Source organism: Salibacterium lacus, from assembly GCF_042684865.1.
Taxonomy (GTDB): Bacteria; Bacillota; Bacilli; order Bacillales; family Marinococcaceae; genus Salibacterium; species Salibacterium lacus.
In genome coordinates this window covers 561537-585860 of the sequence record NZ_JBHUML010000002.1, presented here as the reverse complement: position 1 = coordinate 585860, position 24324 = coordinate 561537, and the positions used below count along the sequence as shown (strand labels likewise).

At 48.2% G+C, this 24324-nt stretch carries 23 protein-coding genes; 8 read left to right on the top strand and 15 right to left on the bottom strand.

The annotated features are described in order from the left end of the window. Positions 1-75: 75 nt before the first annotated feature. From cysI to ACFSUB_RS03715, 4 genes are all read right to left on the bottom strand, one after another. Positions 76-1797, bottom strand: coding sequence for an assimilatory sulfite reductase (NADPH) hemoprotein subunit (cysI, locus tag ACFSUB_RS03730; protein ID WP_380711840.1), 1722 nt, complete (start codon positions 1795-1797; stop codon positions 76-78). Between the two features lie 23 nt (positions 1798-1820). Further along, entirely contained in the window at positions 1821-3686 is a 1866-nt protein-coding gene (locus tag ACFSUB_RS03725; protein WP_380711839.1) for an assimilatory sulfite reductase (NADPH) flavoprotein subunit, read from the bottom strand. A 280-nt stretch (positions 3687-3966) separates the two neighbouring features. After that, positions 3967-4581, bottom strand: a complete 615-nt coding sequence (gene wrbA, locus ACFSUB_RS03720; RefSeq protein WP_380711838.1) for an NAD(P)H:quinone oxidoreductase — start codon at positions 4579-4581, stop codon at positions 3967-3969. A 117-nt stretch (positions 4582-4698) separates the two neighbouring features. Beyond that, complete coding sequence (locus ACFSUB_RS03715; protein ID WP_380711837.1) at positions 4699-5151, bottom strand: MarR family winged helix-turn-helix transcriptional regulator; 453 nt, start codon at positions 5149-5151, stop codon at positions 4699-4701. 237 nt (positions 5152-5388) lie between these two features. Here ACFSUB_RS03715 and ACFSUB_RS03710 point away from each other — a divergent pair, with 237 nt between their 5' ends. The 3 genes from ACFSUB_RS03710 (at position 5389) to ACFSUB_RS03700 (ending at position 7955) form a co-directional block, all read left to right on the top strand. Then, positions 5389-6465: an NCS2 family permease gene (locus ACFSUB_RS03710; protein WP_380711836.1), complete on the top strand. Its 1077-nt coding sequence runs from the start codon at positions 5389-5391 to the stop codon at positions 6463-6465. 12 nt (positions 6466-6477) lie between these two features. Then, positions 6478-7020, top strand: a complete 543-nt coding sequence (locus tag ACFSUB_RS03705; protein WP_380711835.1) for a phosphoribosyltransferase family protein — start codon at positions 6478-6480, stop codon at positions 7018-7020. A gap of 98 nt (positions 7021-7118) precedes the next feature. Next, positions 7119-7955 (top strand): protein-glutamine gamma-glutamyltransferase, encoded by an 837-nt coding sequence (locus ACFSUB_RS03700; protein WP_380711834.1) that lies wholly within the window; start codon positions 7119-7121, stop codon positions 7953-7955. 150 nt (positions 7956-8105) lie between these two features. Here the strand turns inward: ACFSUB_RS03700 and ACFSUB_RS03695 are convergent, their stop codons facing one another. The 3 genes from ACFSUB_RS03695 to ACFSUB_RS03685 form a co-directional block, all read right to left on the bottom strand. Further along, positions 8106-8261 carry a hypothetical protein gene (locus ACFSUB_RS03695; RefSeq protein WP_380711833.1) on the bottom strand — a complete coding sequence of 52 codons (156 nt, stop codon included), beginning with the start codon at positions 8259-8261 and terminating at the stop codon, positions 8106-8108. Between the two features lie 172 nt (positions 8262-8433). Next, a complete protein-coding gene (locus ACFSUB_RS03690) occupies positions 8434-8640 on the bottom strand; it encodes a hypothetical protein (protein WP_380711832.1) in 207 nt (68 codons plus the stop codon). A 122-nt stretch (positions 8641-8762) separates the two neighbouring features. Then, complete coding sequence (locus ACFSUB_RS03685; protein ID WP_380711831.1) at positions 8763-10814, bottom strand: catalase; 2052 nt, start codon at positions 10812-10814, stop codon at positions 8763-8765. A 186-nt stretch (positions 10815-11000) separates the two neighbouring features. On the opposite strand from ACFSUB_RS03685, the gene ACFSUB_RS03680 reads away from it, so the two are divergent. Both ACFSUB_RS03680 and ACFSUB_RS03675 read left to right on the top strand, forming a co-directional pair. Beyond that, positions 11001-11750 (top strand): sulfite exporter TauE/SafE family protein, encoded by a 750-nt coding sequence (locus tag ACFSUB_RS03680; protein ID WP_380711830.1) that lies wholly within the window; start codon positions 11001-11003, stop codon positions 11748-11750. Between the two features lie 74 nt (positions 11751-11824). Beyond that, on the top strand, positions 11825-13387 hold the full coding sequence (locus ACFSUB_RS03675) for an FAD-dependent oxidoreductase (RefSeq protein WP_380711829.1): 1563 nt from the start codon (positions 11825-11827) through the stop codon (positions 13385-13387). Positions 13388-13452: 65 nt separating this feature from the next. Here the strand turns inward: ACFSUB_RS03675 and ACFSUB_RS03670 are convergent, their stop codons facing one another. The 3 genes from ACFSUB_RS03670 to ACFSUB_RS03660 form a co-directional block, all read right to left on the bottom strand. Continuing rightward, positions 13453-14547, bottom strand: a complete 1095-nt coding sequence (locus ACFSUB_RS03670; protein WP_380711827.1) for an NAD(P)/FAD-dependent oxidoreductase — start codon at positions 14545-14547, stop codon at positions 13453-13455. 69 nt (positions 14548-14616) lie between these two features. Next, positions 14617-15468, bottom strand: a complete 852-nt coding sequence (locus ACFSUB_RS03665) for a CvfB family protein (RefSeq protein ID WP_380711826.1) — start codon at positions 15466-15468, stop codon at positions 14617-14619. Beyond that, positions 15468-16364: a 5'-3' exonuclease gene (locus ACFSUB_RS03660; RefSeq protein WP_380711825.1), complete on the bottom strand. Its 897-nt coding sequence runs from the start codon at positions 16362-16364 to the stop codon at positions 15468-15470. Before ACFSUB_RS03660 ends, ACFSUB_RS03665 begins: the two co-directional genes overlap by 1 nt. 402 nt (positions 16365-16766) lie before the next feature. Here ACFSUB_RS03660 and ACFSUB_RS03655 point away from each other — a divergent pair, with 402 nt between their 5' ends. From ACFSUB_RS03655 to ACFSUB_RS03645, 3 genes are all read left to right on the top strand, one after another. Next, entirely contained in the window at positions 16767-17027 is a 261-nt protein-coding gene (locus ACFSUB_RS03655; RefSeq protein ID WP_380711824.1) for an HPr family phosphocarrier protein, read from the top strand. Positions 17028-17132: 105 nt separating this feature from the next. Next, on the top strand, positions 17133-17441 hold the full coding sequence (locus ACFSUB_RS03650) for a hypothetical protein (RefSeq protein WP_380711823.1): 309 nt from the start codon (positions 17133-17135) through the stop codon (positions 17439-17441). 48 nt (positions 17442-17489) lie between these two features. Continuing rightward, positions 17490-17996, top strand: coding sequence for a cupin domain-containing protein (locus ACFSUB_RS03645; RefSeq protein ID WP_380711822.1), 507 nt, complete (start codon positions 17490-17492; stop codon positions 17994-17996). 34 nt (positions 17997-18030) lie between these two features. On the opposite strand, the gene ACFSUB_RS03640 is transcribed toward ACFSUB_RS03645, so the two are convergent. The 5 genes from ACFSUB_RS03640 to ACFSUB_RS03620 all read right to left on the bottom strand — a co-directional run bounded on the left by ACFSUB_RS03640 (position 18031) and on the right by ACFSUB_RS03620 (position 24170). Beyond that, positions 18031-19290 carry an ArgE/DapE family deacylase gene (locus ACFSUB_RS03640; RefSeq protein ID WP_380711821.1) on the bottom strand — a complete coding sequence of 420 codons (1260 nt, stop codon included), beginning with the start codon at positions 19288-19290 and terminating at the stop codon, positions 18031-18033. Between the two features lie 54 nt (positions 19291-19344). Further along, positions 19345-19704 (bottom strand): hypothetical protein, encoded by a 360-nt coding sequence (locus tag ACFSUB_RS03635; RefSeq protein ID WP_380711820.1) that lies wholly within the window; start codon positions 19702-19704, stop codon positions 19345-19347. Positions 19705-19869: 165 nt separating this feature from the next. Beyond that, entirely contained in the window at positions 19870-20016 is a 147-nt protein-coding gene (locus tag ACFSUB_RS03630) for an anti-repressor SinI family protein (protein WP_380711819.1), read from the bottom strand. 126 nt (positions 20017-20142) lie between these two features. Further along, positions 20143-20841 (bottom strand): response regulator, encoded by a 699-nt coding sequence (locus ACFSUB_RS03625; protein ID WP_380711818.1) that lies wholly within the window; start codon positions 20839-20841, stop codon positions 20143-20145. A 2-nt stretch (positions 20842-20843) separates the two neighbouring features. Then, on the bottom strand, positions 20844-24170 hold the full coding sequence (locus ACFSUB_RS03620; protein WP_380711817.1) for an ATP-binding protein: 3327 nt from the start codon (positions 24168-24170) through the stop codon (positions 20844-20846). Positions 24171-24324: the final 154 nt, after the last annotated feature.

Genomic DNA, 24324 nt, shown 5'->3' with positions numbered 1-24324 from the left:
TATTAGGTTTTCCGCTTCGATGTCTGCTATACAAAAAAACAGGGCTCCATCTGGAACCCTGTAACCATTAACGAATCAGGAAGAAGCATGAAATTGAAGTCCGTCCTCCACAGCGTCAATGTATGCTGCGCGGATGACATAATCGCCGAAAGGTTCGCCATCCTGGCGTTCTGTAGCATATTCACGCAGCATCGGCTGGAGAATATTCAATATTTCTTCTTCGCCGATATTTTCCCGGTACAGTTTATTCAGACGTTCCCCGGCAAAACCGCCGCCGAGATACAAATTGTATTTGCCGGGACCTTTCCCGATAAAGCCGATTTCTCCAAGGGTGGACCGGGCGCAGCCGTTCGGACAGCCGGTCATGCGGATCGTGATTTCATTATCCCTGATCCCGGCTTCATCCATCGTCGCTTCCAGTTTTTCAAGAAGGGACGGGAGATACCGTTCGGATTCGGCCATTGCAAGCCCGCATGTCGGGAATGCTACACATGCCATGGCGTTTCGGCGCAGAGCTGAGTCTCTCTCTCCGTCGGATAGACCGTACTGCTCGACGAGTTCATTAATTTTTTTCTTTTTCTGGCTCGTCACGTTCCCGATGATAAGGTTCTGGTTGGGACTGAGACGGAATTCACCGGTATGAACCTTGGCGATTTCCCGAAGGGCTGTCATGAGCTGATACTCTTCTGTGTCTTTAATACGACCGTTTTCAATGAAGAGCGTCAAGTGCCAGCGGTTGTTGCTTCCTTTCATCCAGCCGTAGCGGTCCCCGTTTGAATCAAAATGATACGGACGCTCCTCTTCCAGACTCCAGCCGAGCCGCTCCGTTAATTCCGTTTGCAGCCATTCGAGCCCCCGTGCATCGATCGTATATTTAAACCGTGCATTTTTACGGTTGGAGCGGTTGCCGTAATCCCGCTGGATCGTCAGCAGTTTTTCACATGCCTCCACGATATGGTCCGCCGGACAGAATCCAATCACCCGTCCCAGCTGCGGGTAGGTGTCTGTTTCTCCGTGTGTCATGCCAAGACCGCCTCCGACAGCGATATTAAAACCCTGCAGGGCTCCATTTTCGACAATGGCAATCAAACCAATGTCCTGTGAAAATACATCAATATCATTAGACGGCGGCACGGCAATGCCGATTTTAAATTTACGCGGCAGGTATACGTCTTTGTACAATGGCTCCGTTTCTTCTGAGCTGTCCACCACTTTTTCTTCATTGAGCCAGATTTCGTGATACGCTTTTGTCTGCGGAAGAAGATGTTCGCTGATGTTTTTGGCAGCTTCCTGTACTTCTTCATGAACATCGGACTCATATGGATTAGGAGCAGCCATCACATTGCGGTTTACGTCGCCGCAGGCTGCAATCGTATCGAGCATGGCGTCATTCATGGCCTGCATGTTCTTTTTCATGTTCCACTTCAGAATGCCGTGCATCTGAAAGGTTTGCCGTGTTGTCAGCCGAAGCGTACCATTTCCGTAGTCATGTGCAATACGGTCCATCGTGAGCCACTGATCCGGCGTGGCCGTCCCTCCTGGAAGCCGCACTCTCACCATAAAGGAGTAGGCTGGTTCAAGCTTTTGTCTGCGTCTTTCGTTTCGAAGGTCCCGGTCATCCTGCATGTAACTGCCGTGAAACTTTGTTAACTGGGCGTCATCAGCCGATATATCAGCCGTGAGAGGATCGGCCAGAGACTCTTCGATCGTACCGCGGAGGTAATTACTTTCCCGTTTTATTCGTTCATTGTCACTGGGCGGGCCCTGCTGGATCGGAGTTGTCTGTTTGTTTTCCATGGTGGTTCTCCTTCCCTCACTGATTAATATACATCACGCTGATAGCGTTTTTGCTGCTGCAGATCTTCCAGATAGGCGTCTGCATCCTCTTCGCTCATACTGCCTTCCTGCTGCAGAATGGTTTTCATCGCCTCGTGCACGTCACTTGCCATATATTCTTCATCTCCACACACGTACACAATCGCGCCATCCATGAGCCAGGCATAGAAGTCCCGGCTCTTTTCAAGCATGCGGTGCTGCACGTACACTTTTTCCTCCATATCGCGGGAGAATGCTACGTCCATTTTTGTCAATACGCCTTCTTTCAGCCAGCGCTGCCACTCCACCTGGTACAGAAAATCCGTCGAGAAATGCTGTTCTCCAAAAAAGAACCATGATTTCCCCTGTGCTTCCTGTTCCTCCCGCTCTTCAAGAAATGCTCGAAACGGTGCCGCTCCGGTTCCCGGACCAATCATAATAATCGGCGTATCCGTATCTTCCGGAAGTTTGAAATTCGGATTTTTCTGGATGAAGACAGGGAGTTTTTCCCCAATTGCAGCCCTCTCTGCGCATTGTCCGGAGCAGACTCCTGTCCGACTGCGGCCGTGGGCATCATACCGAACAGTTCCAATCGTTAAATGCACTTCTTCCGGGTTGGCCTCACTGCTGCTTGCAATGGAATAAAGGCGCGGCGGAATTTTGCGGAGAATCGGGAGGAACTCGCTGACCGGCACATTCCAAGGCATAAAGTCCCTTCCAAGGTCTATTAAATCCCTTCCGTAAATATACTCGCGCAATGCATCTTCGTTTCCTTCTTTCACCAGGTCATGCAGCTTTTCATTATCTGAAAGCGGTGCTGCTTTTTCAAGAAGCGGTTTCGTGAGGACGGTAATTTCATACGTACCTGTAAGAGCTTCCCGGACCGTTTTTGTATCTCCTTTTTTGTTGACAACAACGAGTTCATCCGGATCCCAGCTCATTTCATCCATGAGCTTTTCCACGAGCTCCGGTTCATTCTCCGGATACACCCCGACGCTGTCGCCGGGAGCAAATTCAAGACCGGAATCTTCGAGTGACAGTTCCAGATGTCTCGTTTCTTTATTGGATCCTCTGCCGCTCAGATTGATATTTTCAAGCAGTTCGGCCTGAAAAGGATTGGTTCTGGAATGGGCCGGCTTCGATTCAGCCGGTGCCGGAGCACCTGCGCCCACCGGTTGGGGGACGGCTTGAGAAACCTGTGTTTTACTTTGTTCCACTTCCTTATTTAATGTTTCAACGACACCTTCGACCCATTCCGCAGCATCTTCATCAAAATCGACGTCGCACTCGACCCGGTCATACAGCCGGTCGCCGCCAAGTTCCTCCAGACGCTTATCAAACTCCCTGCCGGTCTGACAGAAATGCTCATACGATGTGTCGCCGAGCGCCAGAACCGAATAATGGACATTTTCCAGTTTCGGTGCTTTCCGGCCGTGTAGGAATTCATGAAACGAAATGGCGTTGTCAGGTGGATCTCCTTCTCCGTGTGTGCTGACAATGATAAAGAGGTTCTCCACTTTTTTCAGTGCATTTGTTTTAAATTGATCCATCGCAGAAAGGGTAACATTGTAGTCCCGGGCTTCCAGCTTTCCGGAAAGTTCTTCGGCAATCCCCTGACCGTTGCCGGTCTGGGAGCCAAACAAAATAGTCACCTCTTTTGATACCTCAGGCTCCTGCGGCTCGGCCTGCAGAGGCGCTTGGGCAGCCGGAGCCTGCGCCGCAGCGGTTGTTTCAGTGGACAGCGCGGAAGGTGCAGCTGCGATATAACCGCTGAGCCAGATTTTCTGCTGTTCAGTGAGAGTTGGCAGCAGACGGTTTAAGAGATCGATTTGATCTTGGTTGAACGGGCTGTTGTTTACTTGAAGATCCAATGATTATTCACCTCACAAAGGATTAATGGGTAACCCAGTTTTTCTTTCACTATGTATATATGAAAGGGAAATACTATGATAGCCGCCATTTGATTAGTGTTCATGCTATATCCATTATCCCTATCTGTCAAGTTGGTTTTCGGGCTTTGCCGAAATTCCTTCTATTTAAAGTTATAAATAAACTTATAGCAAAAATTAATAAATGATACACCGTCTGCTGTACCTGCATAAAAAAACACCGCCATCCCTCAGGAAAGCGGTGCTTCGGTGGTTCAGACGTTTATTGCTCCTGACCGTTTTTCACCCAGGATGCTACCTGAATGGTTCTTCTCGTCTGGTGTTTCACAGCAGGCTCGATGTCCAGTTTCATTTGGCCTTCGCCGTCAACCGTTACCGATGTACCGTACGGGTTGCCGCCGGTGCTGAAAGTGACCGGATCACTGTACCCAGGTGCTGCGATAATCGCACCCCAATGCATCATCGTTGTGTACAGGCTTTTTACGGTAGCTTCCTGTCCGCCGTGGTCGTTCATGGCAGAACTCATGCCGCTGACGACTTTATTAACGAGTTTTCCTTCTCCCCATAGCCCGCCGGTCTGATCAAGAAACTGTTTCATTTGTCCCGGTACGTTTCCAAAGCGGGTCGGCATGCTGAAAAGAATCGCGTCCGCCCAGTCGAGGTCTTCCGGTTTTGCTTCCGGTACGTCTTTCGTTTCTTCAAGATGGGCTTTCCATGCCGGATTGGAATCAATGGCTGCCTGCGGTGCAAGTTCTGTTGTACGCGCAAGATAAACGTTGGCACCGGCTTCTTTGGCAGCTTCTTCGGCCCATTTGGCCATCCGGTAGTTTGTACCTGTGGAACTGTAATATACGATGGCTATGTTAACTGCTGTCATTGTTTCATCGCTCCTTTTCGTTTTAAACATATCAAATAATCCCATGGTAGTTATTTGTGTCCTCCTCAATGGAATGCTTTATGATCTTCTTCCAACCGGTGTAGTATGTATCACCTCCTATACAGAGTGATCTTCCGCAGCCATTCCCAATTTTTTCAGCATCGGGATAAGCTGTTCCTTTTCTTCATCGGATAAAGCAGAAAACAATTCCTGGATGCGTGCCGCATGTTTTGGGAAAATGCGGTCCATCAATGCTTTCCCTTCCTGTGTAATCACGGCATAAATAACCCGCCGGTCGTTTGGGCAGCGCTCTCTTGAGAGAAGCTCCTGCTTTTCAAGTTTATCGATGACATACGTCATACTGCCGCTTGTCATTAAGATACGCTTGCCGATATGTTGAATCGGCTGACTCCCCTTATGATACAGCAGCTCAAGCACTGCAAAGGCATTGGGATTCAATCCATGGTTTTTCATATCCTGCGCAAGGGTCTTCTCTATGGAATGGTAAGCTTTGGATAATACAACCATCGTTTTCAAGGAAACGTCAATGTTGTTTTCGGGGTGACTCATTTGTACCATCACCTTTAATAATATTTCAAATTAAAATATCTTTAATTGAATATATTATAATATAATGAAACCTTACTTTTCAAGAATTACTTCTTGGATCCTTCCGTTTTTCTTTCTCCGAATATTGTCGAAGGAATTAAAGTGTGATATTTTATCAAATGACGTACTTTTATTTTTATATTACGGAAAATGTTCCGTGAAAACCGAACAATTATTTAGAGAGAAAGGAGATTTAACATGCTTGAGATTTTCAAGGATATCCTGGCTGCAGTCAGCGGCGTGCTGAATGGTCTTCCGCAGGGTCTGCTCGCCCTTGCGTTTGGATTTGCATCCGTTCCGACAGCTCTGGCATTTGTCGTTGGAGCTGCCGGAAGTGCCGCAGCCGGCAATGCCGCGGTCATTTCCTATCAGGCGGAGTCGATTGCAGTCGCAGGAACAATGGGCCGCAGTATGCGGGAACGGCTGTCCATGATTTTTATAGGAGCTGCCATTCTGCTTGTCATTGGACTGCTGGGCGTGCTCGAATGGGTGATCGACTGGATCGGCCCGGTAATTACCAATGGAATGATGGCCGGGGTCGGCATTATGCTTTCCAAAGTGGCCTGGGACATGGCAAAAAACGACCGCCTCGCAGGTACTGTTTCATTTGTCAGTGCGCTGATGGTATACATGGCACTTCAGGATTTAGTGTATACGATTACCGTCTCTGTCATTCTCGCCAGTATAGTGTCGTATTTTCAAAAACGGAATGCAGGTGCTGCCAAAGAAGAAACTTTTCCCAATGAAGGATTTACCATGCAGAAGATCATTTTCAGTCCGATGGTGCTCCGCGGGGCGCTGGCCATGGTCTGTCTGAATATTGGGGCCAATATCGCGTTCGGACGGATTAATCAGGACATCGCTGGCATGGACGTTGATATTGATACACTTACGATCATCAGCAGCCTTGCCGACATGGCGTCCTCTCTGTTTGGGGGAGCTCCGGTGGAAGTGATTATTTCGGCAACAGCAAGTGCCCCTCACGCTGTTTGGTCGGGGGTTCTCATGATGGGACTGATGGCTGTTATTCTATTTGCCGGATGGCTTCCCAAAATTGGACGATATGTTCCCAGCGCCTCTATTTCGGGCTTTTTATTTGTTCTCGGGGCTATTGTCACGCTGCCTTCCAATGCAGCAGCTGCGCTGGCCGGAGAAGGAGCCGGCACCGGTGTTGTCGGAGGCATGACGATGGTTGTTACTGCGATAACAGATCCATTTCTCGGTATGCTGGCAGGAATTATTATAGAGTTTTTGATTGGAATATTCGGCTTTTAAGGAGGAGATTGTATGTCTGCGTATACGTTGAGGGTGGCCGGTTTGACGAGGGAACTTCCTGTCATTCAGGTCTCGCCTGAGGTGAGTATCGCGAGTTTTGTCGTGTTGGGAGATACGGAAATGATCACAGCAGCCGCGCCGCTGCTGGCCTCAAAACTTCCTGAAGTGGATATGCTTGTCACAGCAGAAGCAAAAGGTATCCCCTTTGTTCATGAGCTTTCCAAGCAACTTGGGATGAACCGCTGTGTGGTAGCAAGAAAAAGTGTGAAACCCTATATGAATGAACCGCTTATCACCGCCGCCACCTCGATCACCACCCAGAAAGAACAGCAGCTTGTGCTTGATGAAAACGATGCCGCGCTGCTGCAGGGAAAACGCATCGCTCTTGTCGATGATGTGATCAGTACCGGAGAATCGCTGGAGGCACTTGAAACCCTTGTAGAGAAAGCAGGCGGTGACGTGAAGACGAAAGCAGCCATTCTGGCCGAAGGAAATGCAGCAGACATGCCCGGCATTACCTTTTTAGAAAAACTGCCTTTATTTACACCGCAGTAAAGGAACGGAGTCCGCAATCAGCCGGGAACTTTTTCTGCATGCGGGGTCATGGTGTTCCATAGAATGTAGTAATTGGGTCAGAGAAAAGAGGGAACGGAATGATTGTTATTTCCGGTGAGCCGTTCCACCCTCCTGCCGGATGGGTGTTGGACGAAGTAGAACAAAAGATTCTCGAATACCTTCAGCAGGATGCTGCCTCCCATTCTTACAACTCCCCTGAAGAATTACGGTTTGACATTCGTTACCGCAGGTATACCATTGATGCAGCGGAAGCTTTACAGGAGAGCGGGGCATCGTTTGAGGTGTTCGCAGATACTTATGCTGATCCGGATTACTGGGATGTGACCAGTGCCGGTGGTCTCCGTCTGCGGTACGGCATTTCTCCTGCCGAAGCTCTTCAGGATATTTACCGCAACGGCGGTGCCTATGGATTTGAATGTGCGACAGCCATGATCATCGTTTTTTATTATGCTGCGTTGCAGACAATTGGACAGACGGCGTTCAACCGGCTTTTTCCGAATCTTTATTTGTACAGCTGGCATATGGACACAGATCTTGGGCTGCAGTCCGTACAAACGGATTTCTACATCCCGGGCGACGTCGTGTATTTTAACAATCCGGATTTTCATTCCGATTCTCCGCAGTGGCAGGGCGAAAATGCTGTCGTTTTAATGAATGATTTGTTTTTCGGGCACGGTATCGGGATAACAACAGCGGCCGGGATGATCCGGGTCTTAAATGAGCTGCGTCAACCGGGCAGTGAGCAGAGTGCTTATATCACCAACGTCGTCACCAGAGCTGACACCCGCCGTCTCTACAGACGTTCACAAACAACGGTCCGGAACAACAGCTGGATTCAAAAACCTTCCGTTATCGTCATCCAGCACAATGAAACATCCATATCATATAAACGATATCAGAGCTATCTTCATTAGCAGCAATGGGGCTGTATCAAAAGGTACAGCCCCTGTCTGTGATAAAAAGAATATAATCACGGGCAGGAGCGGAAAGCGTCCGCCTGTAGCGCATGCCCAGCACGTTAGCGAAACATTTATTGGCTGGTAGTAGACTTTTGATACAGCTCCTTACATTGGTTTTAAAACAGTTCGCTGCATGGGAACTCCACCCATCGGCAGGGTACAGCCCTGGAGCAGATAGCTTCGGCCGTCTATAAGAAAATATCTATTTCCTTCATACACCGCATCATATCCTCTTCTGGTGAGCTCTCGTTCCACTACCATCCCGTATTCCTCCAACTGATCATAACGGTGATTCAGGGTGAACGATATCACATTTTTCCGGTACCCTGACAACCAGTTAAAGAACCACAGGACAGCACCAGATCCGATGATAAAGATGAGCGGGACATAAGGACCCTCCTTCGCTGTTTCTTTTAGGTGTTAAGATTCGCTGTTATTTGTAACGCTTCTCCATGGAAACCTGTTTTTCCATCATTTCATAGGATTTTTCGATGATGTCGGTTACTACATCTCCTTTATAAACTTTGCCGTACTTTGTGTGTTTCTGATAGTACGCGGTCAGCTCATCTAATTTTGCGGCCGTATCTTTTTCCACCCGTACGTTCAACTGGATTCTATTGTCTTCCGGCACAGTCTTCACCTTCTTTCCCTGCTAAAGCTAGCAAATTGCTAGCAGATGCTATCAGGTTGCTTTATGAAGGATAACACATTTCGATAAAAAGGAACACCGCCTGCGGGAGCGGTGTTCCTACATATTTTTTATCAGATGACTTGTCTGTCCCAGAAACGGTGACAGGCGACGGCCTCAATAAAGCCCGGGGTAAAGGCATCGGGCTCCTCCCCTTTTATCACCCCGGGCGCCGTGTCGATTCCCTGCTCCTCAACCCAGGCTTTTCCTTCATGGGTAGCGCCAATTGGTTTACAGTGGAAGAATGTTTCATTAATGAAGTCTTTTGCTTTTTTACGGAACGCTTCATCTGTATTTTGGCCGCCTGCGCAGTACAGTGCATCAAACAACAGGGAATCTGCTGTCAGGAAGGTGTGCTGCACCTCCAGTTCAGGTCCGTCGGCCGCTTTACAGGTGCCAAGTGCGCTGCTGATGATCTCCGGATGGAGTCCTTCTTTTCTCAGGCCGGCAATGACATCGTTCACTTCTTTTCCGTTAAAGCCATCACCAACAATAACACCGACTTTCCGTGTTTCCGCTTTAAACGATGTATTCTTCTGGCTCAAGGCCGGGGATGATTTTGTGATGTTTGATCCGCCTTCCTGCGGCATTTCTATACCCAGGTTCTCTGCTACCGGCCGGGCCAGATCCAGAGAAATGTTGGTCAGCATATCAACGATCTGCTGCTGCACCGAACGGTTTTCACATTTACCAAGCTCAAAACTGTACCCGCTGATCGTGTGTTCTTTTTCTACATCGCTCAAGCTGTTCCAAAATAACACCGCCTGCGAGAAGTGGTCTTTGAAACTTTCACTCCGGGCCCGGATTTTATGCCCTTCTACTTTCTCCTGATAATGAACATAACCGCCTTCTTCTTCACTGGCTGGCTCCGGTGTATTGTCTGCAAGCGAGTTTTTGTGGTAACTGACCTGACCGGTATTAATCGTCGTGCGATGCATAGCGTCCCGCTGATTGTTATGAAACGGACAGACCGGACGGTTGACCGGAAGTTCATGGAAGTTCGGTCCGCCAAGTCTTGATATCTGGGTGTCCGTGTACGAGAAAAGTCTTCCCTGCAGCAGCGGATCGTTCGAAAAGTCAATACCGGAGACTACATGTCCGGGATGAAACGCTGCCTGTTCAGTTTCTGCAAATACGTTATCCACGTTCCGGTTCAGCATTAATTTGCCGACAATCTGCACCGGCACGTCTTCTTCCGGCCACACTTTGGTCGGATCGAGAATATCAAAATCAAAGTCGAATTCCTGGTCTTCCCGGATAATCTGAAGGCCGAGCTCCCATTCCGGATAATCACCATTTTCAATCGCTTCATATAAATCACGGCGGTGGAAGTCTATATCTTTTCCGGAAAGTTTTTGTGCTTCATCCCAAACAAGCGAATGAACGCCGAGTTTTGGTTTCCAGTGGAACTTCACAAAGTGTGCTTCCCCTCTTTCGTTTACAAGGCGGAAGGTGTGGACACCGAATCCTTCCATCATGCGGAAACTCCTCGGAATCCCGCGGTCTGACATTGCCCACATCGACATGTGTGCCGCTTCCTGATTATTCGCAACAAAATCCCAGAACGTGTCATGCGCAGATCCGCCCTGCGGCATCTCATTATGGGGTTCGGGTTTCACGGCATGAACCAGGTCCGGGAATTTCATAGCGTCCTGAATAAAGAAAATCGGAATGTTATTACCGACAAGGTCAAAGTTTCCTTCATCGGTATAAAACTTTGTCGCAAAACCACGTACGTCCCTAACCGTATCCGGGGACCCTTTTGAGCCCTGCACCGTGGAAAAACGGACGAACACAGGTGTCGTTTTTTGGGGGTCTGTTAAAAAATCAGCCTTCGTGAACTCTTTCATGGAATCATCATACACATGAAAATCACCATAGGCCCCGTATCCCCGCGCATGAACAATCCGCTCCGGAATTCTCTCATGATCAAAATGGGTCATTTTTTCACGGAAATGAAAGTCTTCCATTAACGTCGGCCCACGTTCCCCGGCTTTCAGCGAAAATTCATCTTCGGATACCTTCTGTCCCTGATTGGTCGTCATCTTTTTTCCCTGGTCGTAGGTACGGTAATTTTCCAGCTGTTCATCTTTACGGTTGCTGGTCGACTTACGGTCGTTGCTCATTATGTGCAGCCTCCTTAACTAATATGGTCTATCACCATATACCCGTTGCATGATGCATGCAAAACAATTAATTTTAAATATTCCAACAAATGAAAACGTTTTATGACAAATCTGTTCCCTGCTTATCCTTTTTGCTTTCCGGATTTCTGCTGCAGTAGTAAAATAAACGGTCGGAGGAGGATACATATGTTTGACTTAAGTGTAACAGCTATAATCGTTGTCATTATTTGTTCCATTTTTATCGGAATTTCCAAAACGGGACTTCCGACGATGGGGATTTTTGTAGTGGCTGTCATGGCTTCTATTTTCCCCGCAAGGGAATCCCTGGGCATCGTGCTGCCGATGCTGATCACTGCCGATATCATAGCGGTCATGTATTACAGACGGAGCGTCAATTGGAAAACGCTGTTGTACATGTTTCCGTGGGTGCTGGGTGGACTTGCTGCCGGCTTTATCATGCTGTTTTATGTGCAGACGGGCCGTCCGCTCGAAATCGTACTAGGCATTCTTATTCTGCTGTTAATCAGTCTTCAGTTCTACGGGGACAGGCAGAAAACCTCCTGGGCGGACAAAATACCACAGTCGACCTGGTTTGTTGCGGTAATGGGCACCCTTGCCGGCTTTACGACGATGATTGGTAACGCCTCAGGTCCCGTAATGGCGATATTTTTACTGGCGCTTGCCCTGCCAAAGCAGGAATTTATCGGGACAGGTGCATGGTTTTTCATATCAGTGAACCTGATCAAGGTTCCTATGTATGCTGCCCTGGGATTGATTACGGTGGAATCGCTCACCTTTAACCTTTGGCTTGTTCCCCCTATTCTGATAGGAACGTTTCTTGGTATCAAGTTTCTGCCCCTTATTCCGCAGCAGGTGTTTCGAGTTATTATTATGCTGTTGACGGTATTTGGCGGTATCCGGCTGTTAATTGCTTAACATCGGGGTATCCGGCATAAAACCTTCCCCTCTCTGCCAAACTAAAAGCAGAACAGAAACTGGAGGGATGGAACATGGCTGCACAGCTGCCGGAGCATACAGAGTCTTACTGGAGAGATGATACCGACCTTCCTTCGTTTGGGAAGCTGAAAGAAGATACCGCTGCCGATGTGGTGGTCGTCGGTGGTGGAATAACCGGGCTGACTACCGCTTCCCTTTTAATAAAGGAAGGACTGGACGTTGTTGTACTGGAAGCCGGTTATGTATTAAACGGCACGACCGGCCGTACCACCGCTAAGATCACGGCCCAGCACGGACTGATTTATGACGAACTGACCCACCACATGGGAAAAACAAAGGCACGGCTGTATTATGAATCCCAGATCGAGGCGCTAGAGCTTATTAAACAAAATATCAAAGAGCAGCAGATCACCTGTGATTTTCAGACAGAGACCGCGTACCTGTATGCCGAAACCGACCAGGACGCACGCAGACTTGAGAAAGAATACGATGCCTGCCGGAGGCTTCATATCGACACGGACATGAAGGACAGCATCCCGTTATCACTAAACGTGCAGAGTGCTCTGGCCATGCCGGGACAGGCCCGGTTTCACCCTTTACAGTACGTAAAGCACCTTATTCAGGAAATCGTGAAGCACGGCGGCCGGATTTACGAACAAACGACAGCTGTTAACATTGCACGTGAAAAGCAGAAGGAAGCAGTTATTACAGAAAATGACTGCCATGTTACCGCTGATTCGATTGTCTGCTGCTCCCACTTCCCTTTTTATGAAGGCACAGGCTTTTATTCGGGACGGATGCATGCGGACCGCTCCTACGTACTCGCTGTCCAAACTGATACAACGTACCCCGGAGGTATGTATTTAAGCGCAGGAGCCCCTGTGCGGTCCCTGCGCTCTGCCTCCATGGATGGAAAAGAAATGGTTTTAATCGGTGGTGAAAACCATAAAAGCGGTCAGGGTGGAAACACTCTTGATCATTACCGGGCGCTCCAGCAGTTTGCCGGAAATCTTTTTGATCATCCCCGGATTTTGTACCGCTGGTCCGCCCAGGATTTAACGACAATAGATAACGTTCCTTACGTCGGCGAAGTGACAACGTCCCGGCCGGACGTGTACATCGCTTCCGGATTCAACAAATGGGGCATGACCAACAGCACCAGCGCCGCCCTTCTCCTGAGGGATCTCGTGCTGAAAAAAGAAAATCCCTATAGTGAACTGTATACTCCGGCACGATTTTATGCTGATCCAAGTATTAAGCACTTTTTGAAAGAAAACGTGGATGTTGCAAAACATCTGATAAAGGGAAAACTGGAGATGCCTTCTGCTTCCATCGAGGGGCTGGAAAGGGATGATGCCGCCGTGTTCATGGCAGACGGGCAGCGGAAAGGAGCCTACAAAGATAAAGATGGGGAGCTTTTCATTGTCGATACAACGTGTACGCATATGGGATGTGAAGTGGAATGGAACCATGGGGACCGCACGTGGGACTGCCCCTGTCACGGCTCCCGTTTTTCCTGCACCGGCGAAGTGATTGAAGGACCTGCCGAAAAACCGCTGCAAAAGCATCCTCATACAATGCTCGACAATTGGACCAGTGAAAATTCCGGATATTAACCTGTACGAAGGCACCTTGATATCGAGGTGCCTTATTTAATGACTAAAGAGCAGAAAAGGCATTGTCATCTCCGGATTCGTCCACCGGTAAACGGACGGAGCAGCATACTTGCGGCCCGGATAACATTAAGGTTGGAGGTGAACAGTCGTTTTCCTATGCTGCTGTTCAATTGTTTCACGATAAAGTCAAGGCCGTCGTTGCTTAGTGTCTCCATTCCCTGCCGGAGGACCATGGAGTCGTGAAAACTTTTTCGTAACGGCTTCGTGAACTCCTCGTATCTTCCGTATCCGCATAAATCGAAGGCCGCGTATATACCGGTAAGAATGGATTCAAACTGTCCAAAACCTAAAAACGGCATAATGGAACCAAAGCAGTTACCGGCAAAAAACGTATTACCAATTCGTGGGGAGTGGCACATCCCTATTTTGTAGTTTTTGATCTGAAATTGGTCTTCAATGTGGAGAGACTGCTGTAATGCTTGTCCGGCAGCATCCTGGAGCAGCTGCCATTGTTTTTCGGTCTGTTCTTTCGATCCGGCAGCGGCATCCGGGTAAGCCATGACAAGGTTGGCCTCTGTTGACGAAATCGGCAGAAGATAAGCATACCCCTGCGGTGCTATGTTGTTATCAAGCCAGATCCGTACGTGGTCCCGTTCAAAATTTCCTTTTAGAATGGATCCCTGTAAAGAGACCGACAAATACTCCTGGAAATTACGGAGGTTCGCTGCATAAGAAGCATCACCTGTGGCGAGAATGACGTGGGTATAGTCCTGCTGCAAGGCTTCATACGTTCGTTCGGAGTGATAATGCACCCGTGAGCTCACCTGTTCTGCCAGCTGCTGTTCAAGCGCATGCCGGTGTCTGCCGCGCAGAGTAATGAATCCACTGTGCGCCTCTATCACAGCGCTCTGCCTCTCGGAATAAAAGGACAAACGGCTGATAGCCGAAACCGGCTTCACATACAAGTGAAATTCTTCAGATAGATACCGGACGACATCATCAACCGGTTTTGTCAGAAAAGACATAAAGGCTTCCCCGTTTATGAATCGGTCGCCAACGTGGTTTCGTTTTTCGAAAATATCGGCGGTGAGGCCGTTTTTCTCCAGCGTGGAGGCACAAGCTAAACCGGACAGTCCCGCCCCCATAATGGCAATCTTCATACGATCCCTCCAGGTACTCTTTTTAGTCAGTATTTGATACCTGGAGGTTTTTATGAAATGTTTTGATGTTCATTCTTTGGTCCGGATTGTACCCTGATCGGTTTGTTCAATCAATCCTTGTTTTAAAAGCTGTCCCACGGCTCGTTTGAACGCCGCTTTGCTGATTTGAAACGTGTTTTGTATGTCTTCCGGGCTGCTTTTATCACTGAAAGGTATCTCTCCCCGGTTTCTGGATAAATGCAGCATGATGGCATGGGCATCTTTGTCCATGCTTTCTGCTGCGGCAGGAAACATGGACACATTGATGGTTCCATCCTCCTTCACGTCAACGACACGGACTTCCACCCGTTCTCCCATTCTTGGTTCTTTCATCCGCTGAGTAGGATGTAAAAACGCACGGTGTCCGTTTTCGGTCCGGATGAAAGATCCTGCTTTGCCCGCACGATATACCCATCCGGTAAGGTTATGATTGATAAGAGACTCCGGCGCCGGGGCGGCCGTTTCGAGCATCGTCTCTTCTCCCGCGGTTCTGGCCAGCAGCCTTCCCTGCTTATCTGTGCTCAGTATGACATACAGGTGATCCCCGGCCTCCGGCCATACATTTTTCATGAACGGCAGATCATCTTTGGGTACGAGAATATCGTGAGGAAGATTCAAGTCCACAAACACCCCAAGCTCGGGCACCACCTCGGCTGCCGCAGCCCATCCATACGTGTTCGCCGTAACCTCCGGCAGGTGCATGGTAGCAGCCGGCTGCCCTTTTTTATCGGTATATATAAAAATGTCGGTATGCTCTCCGGCAGAAAGACTGCGCACGGCCTGTGCAGCGGGAAGTTCAAGCGCGGCTCCCTCCACTTCCACGAGATAACCGTTCTGTTGTTTTCTGCTTACGTAAGCTGTTGCAATGATTCCATGTTTCATCAATTTTCAACCTGCTTTCTTTGCCCTTCTAAAAACGCAGCATCCACGGACAGGTTTACTCCCATTTTTGTTAAAACAGCAGCAGCCTGATCCTTCTCTGCCGTCCAGAGGGCTTCCTTTTCTTTGTATTCCACTGGAGCATCCGTACGAATCGAGGCCAGTTCTCTCGAAAGGTGAAGCATGTCCAGATGAGTTTCTATTTTGTTTTTGATTCCTTGAGGCAGTTCATCCCTTTGTTCGAGCAGGGTGTCAAGTGTACCATATTCGTTCAGAAGTTTCAGAGCCGTTTTTTCGCCGATTCCTTTCACACCCGGGTAATTATCGGTAGTATCTCCCATCAGAGCTTTCATCTCAACGATACGTTCAGGCCGGTACCCTTTTTGTTCCATCATATTGTTTTCATTGAACATAGCGTAATGCCCCTGCCCTTTTTTCATGACGGCAATGTCGATAGACGGACCGATCAGCTGCAGAAGATCCTGGTCGCCTGTGAGAACAGTAACCTTAGATGAAGGTGCCGCCTGCTTGGCAAGCGTGCCGATACAGTCATCAGCCTCAAACGAACGAACTCCCATGTTGGGAACATTAAAAGCAGATACCGCCTGTTTTGCCATATCAAACTGTGGAATCAGTTCCTCCGGCGGATTGGAGCGGTTTGCCTTATAGTCGGGATACATAGAGGTTCGAAACGTCGTACTCCCCATATCCCAGCAGCAGACGATATGGCTGGGCTGAAACGTCTCCACCGCTTTCAGAAAATGTTTCAGCATCCCGAAAACGGCGTTTGTCGGAACATTTTCGTTGTTATACATATAATTTCCATACACCGACGTGGCATAAAAACTTCGGAATAAAAGAGCCATGCCGTCTATAAGCAGAACGTGGTTATTTTTCATTTTCTCCTCTCCCATCTCCTTGATCATAGCATAGAACAAAAGTATTCCGCCAAATGAATACAGCAGCTTTCTTTTATTTCCGTTTTTCTTTTGTCACATAACCTCTTCAAACAAACGAGTATTATGAGAAAAAATCTTCCGGTTCTTTGTTTTTATGGAAGGTTATGTGACAACAAAGCAGATAAAGAAAAAGCTCTGTTATATAATAAGAAGAACAAAAGGGTGCATTTCCTTTTTGATTCTACATGCCGGAGATAAAGCATATCGTCTGTCGTATGCGTGCAGATAAAGGAGGGATCACCATGTAATTGTCGAAACGTTTCCTGCGGTATCTGGTGGTATTTTCCTGAACAATGGAAGGGTCGTCCTTCCTGAAAAATCACACAAAAGAAAGGTGATACGATGAGTAATAAACTGGAATCCACGGCCACCATCCAGCTGGAGGAAAAGACGTATTTCGACAACGTAAAAATGGTAGCCAGCCGGGCCAACCGATACGAAAGTTACATTGTGCTGGAGTCAGAGAGCAAAACGGTCAACGGCAAAAGCATTTTAGGGTTATCCTCTTTTCTGAGTCCTTCCGAAAATGTAACACTCCGCGCCATTGGACACGATTCCAGACAGGCCGTGCAGGATATCAAACATTTATTCACCCATGCGTAAAGTCTACAGAAAAAAGCAGCTGCCGCGCTGCTTTTTTTATTGCTTTTTCTTCATGCTGGCGGTACGGCACTGCAGCTGTTATGCTGAAGAAAAAGGAGTCCTATCATGAAACCCGAAGATATGGAAGAGCAGATCATAGAAAGCTATAAACAAGACGAAAAAATGATGATTCTTGTCTTTGCCCAGTGGTGTGTCAATAAGGATCTGGATGCTTTGGATCTCTATACAAAGACGTATCCGGAGCAGAAAGACAATCCCCTTTTAAAAGAAGCATTGGCGTTAACCGTTCCGAAAGAAGAATCTGAAACGATTGCTGATGATACCTTATTTGGTGTGCTCTCCTTATATGGAAACGATGACCTCGCTCATACGGCATCCCGTTATACAAAAAATAACCCGTTTGATGCACGGTGAAACAGGAAATAGTCCCTGTGAACTATTTTCTTAAGGAGAGAGAAAACAATGAAGCACCAAAAAGTGACACCGATGCGGTTTAAAGATGACGGGGAAATTCCCAACAATGAGCACCTCCCCGTTATTCTTTATTCCGGCGTATTCGCCGAAGACCCAAACGATATCCGTCCCGCGTTTGAACGCCATAATTGGACAAACAGCTGGGTGGGCGGCGTATTTGACTATCATCACTATCACAGCAACGCCCATGAAGTTCTTGGTGTGCTGAATGGACAAGTTTCCATCAAACTCGGCGGCAGAGACGGCACAACATTTGACCTTGAAAAAGGAGATGTGGTTGTTCTGCCGGCCGGAACCGGGCACAAAGAAATGAGTTCGAGTTTTGAGTTTGAAATGGTCGGGGCCTATCCATTCGGAATGGATTACAACCTGAAAATAGGAGCACCGGAAGAGCGCCCCGGCGTCCTGAAAGACATCGAGGAGGTGCCGCTTCCTGATCAGGATCCTGTATTTGGAACAGAAGGTCCTTTACTGGAGGTGTGGCATGAAGAATAAGAAGGAGAGCGGAAGTTATCTGCCGCTCTCCTTCTTATTTGACAACACCGCACCAGTCTGCAAGAAATGCAGCATACACTTTTGTCACTTCTTTCATGGTGTCTAAATCAACCCATTCATCCACACCGTGAATATTACCTCCGTCCGGCCCGTAACAGACGGCGGGGATATCATAATAGAGGTTGAAAAAACGGGCATCCGTCGTGACGGGAAGGGCCTGTCTGCCTGCAGGAGTGTTCGTTACTTTTTCGTGAACATCATCCAGAGTATGGAAAAAATGGGTTTGGTCATTTTCTATTTCCATTCCTTCAGCATGGAAACCGAAAAAAGTGATATCCGGCGGATGCTGCTGAAGCCAGGAATCTTTCCGGGCTGCTGTGAGTATCCGCTCTTTCACTTCCTCCTTCATGTCTGCCGGATCATGACCCGGAAAGACTCCGCAGCGGCATTCAAGAACAGCTTTTTTAGGTACGTTGGAAGGGAAATCACCAGAGTTAAAGGTGCCGATGCATACTTCCACCGGTTTTTCATGGTCACTGAAAGAAGCTGGTCTGCGGCGTTGGTTGATTTCGTTTTCATACGCTTCCAGGGTTTGCATAAAAAGCATGCCTTTTTCAGCCACATTCACTTCTTCAGCAGTCTCCAGCGTAATCCGGAACCAGATGCTGCCCAGCTGCGCTGTCGACGCGTTTTGACCAAACGGTTCGGGGATGAGTGCCGCATCAGCTGTGTATCCTTCCTCCAGAGCGGCCAGAGCGCCGTTGCCGGTTCGTTCCTCATCCACGACACACTGAATCATGAAATCAGATGCTGGTTCACAGCCGGCGGCTTGAAGAGCTTTATAGGCAAAAATCATGGCTGTTACTCCGGCTTTCATATCGAGAATGCCGCGGGCATACATTTTGTTATCTTTTTGAAGCGCCCCCCACGGATCACAGGACCACATCGAAACCGGATCCGGACTGACGACATCAACATGGCCCTGAAAGATTAAACTTTTTCCTTTTGAAGGGGCTTTTCCCCGCACTGTGCCGATGACGTTCGGACTTCCCTCATACCCCCATTCCACCGGGGAAAATCCGGGATGGCGGGACAATTTCTTTATATCGGGGGTGAACCATGCCGTCTCCATTCCCAGCTCGTTTTCCAGGTAATCCGCCAAAAACAGCTGAAGTCTCTTTTCATTGCCGCTTTCGCTTGGGATTCTTCCTATTTCCTGAAGAAAGGTTTTCTCCTCTTCCCAAAGGTGGTCGACCCATTCTTCTGTTGTCAGCATATGCTTCTGCTTTTCCACTTTTATCACCCTTTACTTCTCGTTCAATTGTAAATAAAAAGAAGCGCTGAAATATCATTCAGCGCCCGGAATGGTGTTTTTGTCCATGTACCCGTTGTTTTCCTGAATGACAGTCAAAGCGTCCTCGATTTCACTGTCATCCACCTCAAATTCAACGATATGGTTCAACTTCCTGCTGCCGGCAGCGGGATCCGTTTCTTCATCTCCGCCTTCTTTAAACGGCACAGCTCCCGGAATGACACTGCCGCCTCCGGAACCGGTGCTTCCGCTTTGAAGCGGAATGAGCAGATTATAATCCGTGTGCCCCGGAATTTCATCCACCATCACCTGTTGAACTTTTAATTTCTGAAGTTTCATCCGGACATCTTCGGCGTCATTCTCTGTAAAAAAATAGGCCTGCATGCTTGTAGTCATGAGAGAACTCCTCCTTTCATTACAGAAGCTATACCCTTATGTGTTCCGTTTTAATCAAAAAAAAAACGGCGGGCGGACACAAGTCCGTCCAACCCTTCTCCAGGCATAAAGAAATCCCTTGACGCAGCAGTCCTGAGGATTCTAAAAATCAGCAGGAAACGTATGTTACCGGACGGTGGATGCTTTCCGGGAGGCACCTTGTTTCTGCAGGAAGATTTGTACTTCTTCTTTCGTAATGCCGGCGTCTTTTGCCATTTTCATTAATTCCACCCATTCCCTGTCTAAAGGAGTATGATAATGTGGTTGGCTCATTTCTATCTCCTCCGAATGATAAATTCTGTCCTGCTGTTTTTTCACGAAGCTCTCTTTTCTCTCAATCTAATAATAAAGAGAACAGGTTAAAATGGGGTAAAACAGCAGGAAAAATTTAAATTTTTCTCACGGTTTATGAAACTTGTATCCGAATCCACGGACCGTTTTAATATATACCGGACGGGACGGATCTTCTTCAATTTTTTTTCTTAACCTGCTGATATGAACGGAGACGGTCTTTAAATCACCGAAACGGTCGGTGCCCCATACGTTGTCATACAGTTGTTCGATGCTGAATACCTGGTTTGGGTGGCGGGCGAGCACAAGCAGGAGCTGCATTTCTTTTGCAAAAAGGTGCAGGATTTCTCCCTTTCGTTTCAGTGTATAACTGTTCAGGTCAATTTCGAGACTCCCAGTGCTTAGTATATGATCCGACTGGCTGCCCTGCTGATTATTGATGTCATTTCTGCGGAGATGAGCCTGCACCCTTGCCATTAACTCTCCGGGATCAAAAGGTTTGGTAATGTAATCATCGGCTCCGGTTTCAAGCCCCTGGATTTTATCTTCAAATTCCCGTTTCGCGCTTAAAAACAATATCGGGGTCTCCCTGTCCGTTTCCCGTATTTCTTCACAGATTTCCATGCCGCTTTTGCCGGGAAGCATGACATCCAGGAGAATCAAATCGGGGTGGTGGTCCTCCAGCAGCAAAAGAACGCCGCTGCCGCTGGAAGTGCTGATTATTTCATACCGGCTTTCCAGATACAGTGTAATTAAATTGCGGATGTCCTCTTCGTCCTCTACAATCAGTATCTTTTTCCTCTCCATCGCTACCCATCCTTTTCATATGTTGTCATTGGGCCGGGATACAGAGGAAGCATAAAGAAAAAGGAACTTCCTTCCCCTTCCCGGCTTTGGACCCAGATCCTTCCATTATGATACTCGATGATTTCTTTGGATATAGCAAGACCAAGGCCGGTGCCGGTACTTCCACTGCTTTTATTTCCGGATGGTTCGCCGCGGAAAAAACGTTCAAAGATATAGGGGAGCGATTCCGGTGCAATGCCGTGTCCGCTGTCATGGATGCCAATGATTATCTGTCGGTTTTCCCATTCCGGCCGGCTCCGCTTTGTATCACTGCTGCCGGTGGTAAAACAGACCGACGGCATGATTTCAACGCGGATGGAGTCCCCTTTTTCGGTATAGTTCCCGGCATTCTGAATTAGATTGAGCATCACCTGTTCAAGACGATCCAGATCCGTAAACAGGTAGTCCTGCTTATTAAAATCATCCGTTCTGTCCTCGAGGGAAAAGATCAGCCGGCGGGATTCCACTTCCTCTTTGAATGTTGATAAAAACCTGGAAATGAACACCGGGATACTGATCCAGTCCCAGTGGAAACGGACCTGTCTGGCTTCCAGTTTTGATAAATCATATAAGTCCTGAATCAGACGGTCAAGAAATAAAGTTTTCTTATATATCAGCTTTAAATACCTGGGGTCCCCCGCAGCAATAACGCCGTCCATCATTGCTTTGACATATCCCTGCAGTGACGTCATCGGCGTGCCGAGTTCATGAGAAATATTGGTTAAGAGATGGCGGCGTGACTGTTCCATACGCAGTAGTTCATCGGTTTTATGTTCCAGCTCGACGGTTCTTCGTTTCACCCGGTATTCCAGTTCCAGATTCAAACCAGCCAATTCTTCATTCACCTGTTTGAGTGAAGCCTGTTTCTCTTGTACTTCTTTCATAACCTGGGAGAGAACCACCAGTGTCTCCGCTCTGGCCGCTAATTCTTCTTTATGATACGGTTTGGCCAGGTAATCATTGGCGCCTGCGGCAAACGTTGCAACAAGATGCTCCAGCTGGCTGCGGGCGGTAAGAATGAGGATCGGCATTTCTGTGAGACCAAAACGTTCACGCAGCCGGTGCGTGACTTCCAGCCCGGACAGTTCCGGCATCATTACATCAAGAATAAGTAAATCATAACGGCTGTCCGCTTCCATTATTTCCATGACCTCCCGCCCGTTTTTCACTGCTGTTACCTGGTAACCGTCCGCGGTAAGCTGATTCCAGAGCACCTGAAGGTTAACGGGCTCATCATCGGCAATGAGAATACGGCCTTTTTCCAGTGGAACAGAATGGGTCATTGTAAAAGAGGCGGCGCCGGCCTCTCCTGCGGGCAGCACAGGAGATTTACGGACAGTAGGCACGGAGCCGGATTCACGGGATAGCGGAAGAAAAACCGTGACGGTCGTCCCTATGTTTTTCTTTGAATCCAGATGGATCGAACCATCGTGCAGTTCCACCAGTTTTTTTGTAATGCTAAGCCCCAGACCAGTACCCCCGGGATGCTGTTCCCGGGTTGAAGCGCCCTGTTCAAATTCCTGAAACACGTTCGATGTCTCTTCTTCTGTCATGCCGATTCCGGTATCCTGAACCGTTAACTTGATGTTGGTGCCACTTTTCACCGCGCTGATGGTAATCGTTCCCTCTTCCGTAAATTTCACGGCATTGCCGATGATGTTATGAAGAATCTGCTGCAGCCGGTTTTCATCGGCATAAACGAGAGGGAGACCTTCTGGAATACGATGAATGACGGAGACACGCTTTCCATGCAGGAGCGGTTCGGATATGGAAAGTACCACCTGCACAGTATCATATAACGAAACCGGGACGCGGTGAATGTCCATTTCTTTATGCCGCAGTCTGCTCATATCCAGCAGATCGTCAATGAGGCTGGACAAGCGTCTTCCACTTCGGATGATCATGGATACGTGCCGCTGCAGTCCAGTGGTGGAGGTATCGGCGGCTCCCTCATATATCGATTCAGCAATTCCTATTATACCGTGCAGAGGAGTTCGCAGCTCGTGGGACGTATCAGCCAGAAATTCATCCTTCAGCCGATTTGCTTTTTTTAACTGTTCCACCGCTTCTTCCCGGCTTTCCCTGGCTTCCCGTTCGGCTCTCTCTTTTTCTGTCCGGAGCGTATTGAATTTATCGGCAAGGGCAAGGGAGAACAGCACTACTTCCAGCGCCGCTCCGATCTGGGACGCATATTTTGTATAAAAGGTCACGGGTATCATACCGGCATCAGCAAGCGAGGAGATCATTACCCCTATCAAAAAGATGACCCATCCGATAAAAAAGAAGCGGGCGGGACGGTACCCGTGCTTCCAGCGTATTCCCGCGGTTGTCAATACGATAATCACAAGCAGCACCGCAGAGAAAATGATGAGGTTCAACGCCAGCGTATAACTTATCATCAACAGACCGAGAATCATAAACTGAGATACAGCCGTGACTGATAGCAGCGTGTTGAGCCGCGGCATCGATTCTTTTACATTGAGAAAGCTTTTAGCAAACAGCAGGGCAAACGCCTGCGAGGCCCCCATGAAAAACACGATGGCCCGGTTGTTCCACCAGCTGCTTTCCGGCCACAGAAACTGATAGGCGGTCCCGTTCAGCGTCAAATGAGTAAAAACAAGACTTAAAATAAACAGGACGTACCATAAATAGCTGTGAAAGCGCAGGGACAAATATAAAAAAAGGTTATATAAAATCATGACGAAGGCCAGCCCGTAATATAACCCGAGAATCAGGTATTCCATCTGGCTCTTTTCGGCGAAAGCGTCCTTTTCCCACAATGTAATGGGAAGCTGCATCGCCCCTTGAGTGTCAAATTTCAGATAGTAGACGGCACTGGAACCCGAAGGAACCGATAGATCAAACGCAAAACTGCGATGGTCGCGGGAACGGTCATGGAACGGCTGAAGATCGCCTCCCTTTTCAATCAGGCGGGCCCTTCCTCCTTTTGCTTCGTACAAGGAGATGGAGTCGTGCGGAGGATAGGCGATTTCCAGTACCCAGTCTGTGTTCCCGGATGCATTGTACACCTCATAACGAACCCAGTAATTTGAATCGGTGTAACCGTAATTTGGTATGGCTGCCGTATTGTCTTTAAACTTCTCTGCAGCCGGCGCTGAAGTGACGTCTTCCATCGTCCACTCTCCGTCTTCGTCTTCGAGGATTTCCATATCGCCCGGGATGTCATAGCGGTCTTTTCCCTCTTCCAGCTCAACTGCTGCTGCACTGCTGCCTGTCCAAAACAGACTGAAAAGGAGGATAGAAATAATGATGACAGGCTTTTTTGCCATTTTACTTCCTCCCTTCCTGCGATGTATATTCAAATCATACTAAATCCCCGGCCGAAAATGTAGTTACATTTGATAAATAATCACACTATTTGTGAATTTTTTATTTAGTAAAGCCTTTTCAACGGGGGCCTGGGGTTGAAACATGCTGATAGAT

What these genes read in the sequence shown, in the direction of transcription:
- cysI (WP_380711840.1), bottom strand. Translation starts at nt 1,797, where the DNA reads ATGGAAAACAAACAGACAACTCCGATCCAGCAGGGCCCGCCCAGTGAC.
- wrbA (WP_380711838.1), bottom strand. Translation starts at nt 4,581, where the DNA reads ATGACAGCAGTTAACATAGCCATCGTATATTACAGTTCCACAGGTACA.
- ACFSUB_RS03715 (WP_380711837.1), bottom strand. Translation starts at nt 5,151, where the DNA reads ATGAGTCACCCCGAAAACAACATTGACGTTTCCTTGAAAACGATGGTT.
- ACFSUB_RS03710 (WP_380711836.1), top strand. Translation starts at nt 5,389, where the DNA reads ATGCTTGAGATTTTCAAGGATATCCTGGCTGCAGTCAGCGGCGTGCTG.
- ACFSUB_RS03705 (WP_380711835.1), top strand. Translation starts at nt 6,478, where the DNA reads ATGTCTGCGTATACGTTGAGGGTGGCCGGTTTGACGAGGGAACTTCCT.
- ACFSUB_RS03700 (WP_380711834.1), top strand. Translation starts at nt 7,119, where the DNA reads ATGATTGTTATTTCCGGTGAGCCGTTCCACCCTCCTGCCGGATGGGTG.
- ACFSUB_RS03695 (WP_380711833.1), bottom strand. Translation starts at nt 8,261, where the DNA reads ATGGTAGTGGAACGAGAGCTCACCAGAAGAGGATATGATGCGGTGTAT.
- ACFSUB_RS03685 (WP_380711831.1), bottom strand. Translation starts at nt 10,814, where the DNA reads ATGAGCAACGACCGTAAGTCGACCAGCAACCGTAAAGATGAACAGCTG.
- ACFSUB_RS03680 (WP_380711830.1), top strand. Translation starts at nt 11,001, where the DNA reads ATGTTTGACTTAAGTGTAACAGCTATAATCGTTGTCATTATTTGTTCC.
- ACFSUB_RS03675 (WP_380711829.1), top strand. Translation starts at nt 11,825, where the DNA reads ATGGCTGCACAGCTGCCGGAGCATACAGAGTCTTACTGGAGAGATGAT.
- ACFSUB_RS03670 (WP_380711827.1), bottom strand. Translation starts at nt 14,547, where the DNA reads ATGAAGATTGCCATTATGGGGGCGGGACTGTCCGGTTTAGCTTGTGCC.
- ACFSUB_RS03665 (WP_380711826.1), bottom strand. Translation starts at nt 15,468, where the DNA reads ATGAAACATGGAATCATTGCAACAGCTTACGTAAGCAGAAAACAACAG.
- ACFSUB_RS03660 (WP_380711825.1), bottom strand. Translation starts at nt 16,364, where the DNA reads ATGAAAAATAACCACGTTCTGCTTATAGACGGCATGGCTCTTTTATTC.
- ACFSUB_RS03655 (WP_380711824.1), top strand. Translation starts at nt 16,767, where the DNA reads ATGAGTAATAAACTGGAATCCACGGCCACCATCCAGCTGGAGGAAAAG.
- ACFSUB_RS03650 (WP_380711823.1), top strand. Translation starts at nt 17,133, where the DNA reads ATGAAACCCGAAGATATGGAAGAGCAGATCATAGAAAGCTATAAACAA.
- ACFSUB_RS03645 (WP_380711822.1), top strand. Translation starts at nt 17,490, where the DNA reads ATGAAGCACCAAAAAGTGACACCGATGCGGTTTAAAGATGACGGGGAA.
- ACFSUB_RS03635 (WP_380711820.1), bottom strand. Translation starts at nt 19,704, where the DNA reads ATGACTACAAGCATGCAGGCCTATTTTTTTACAGAGAATGACGCCGAA.
- ACFSUB_RS03630 (WP_380711819.1), bottom strand. Translation starts at nt 20,016, where the DNA reads ATGAGCCAACCACATTATCATACTCCTTTAGACAGGGAATGGGTGGAA.
- ACFSUB_RS03625 (WP_380711818.1), bottom strand. Translation starts at nt 20,841, where the DNA reads ATGGAGAGGAAAAAGATACTGATTGTAGAGGACGAAGAGGACATCCGC.
- ACFSUB_RS03620 (WP_380711817.1), bottom strand. Translation starts at nt 24,170, where the DNA reads ATGGCAAAAAAGCCTGTCATCATTATTTCTATCCTCCTTTTCAGTCTG.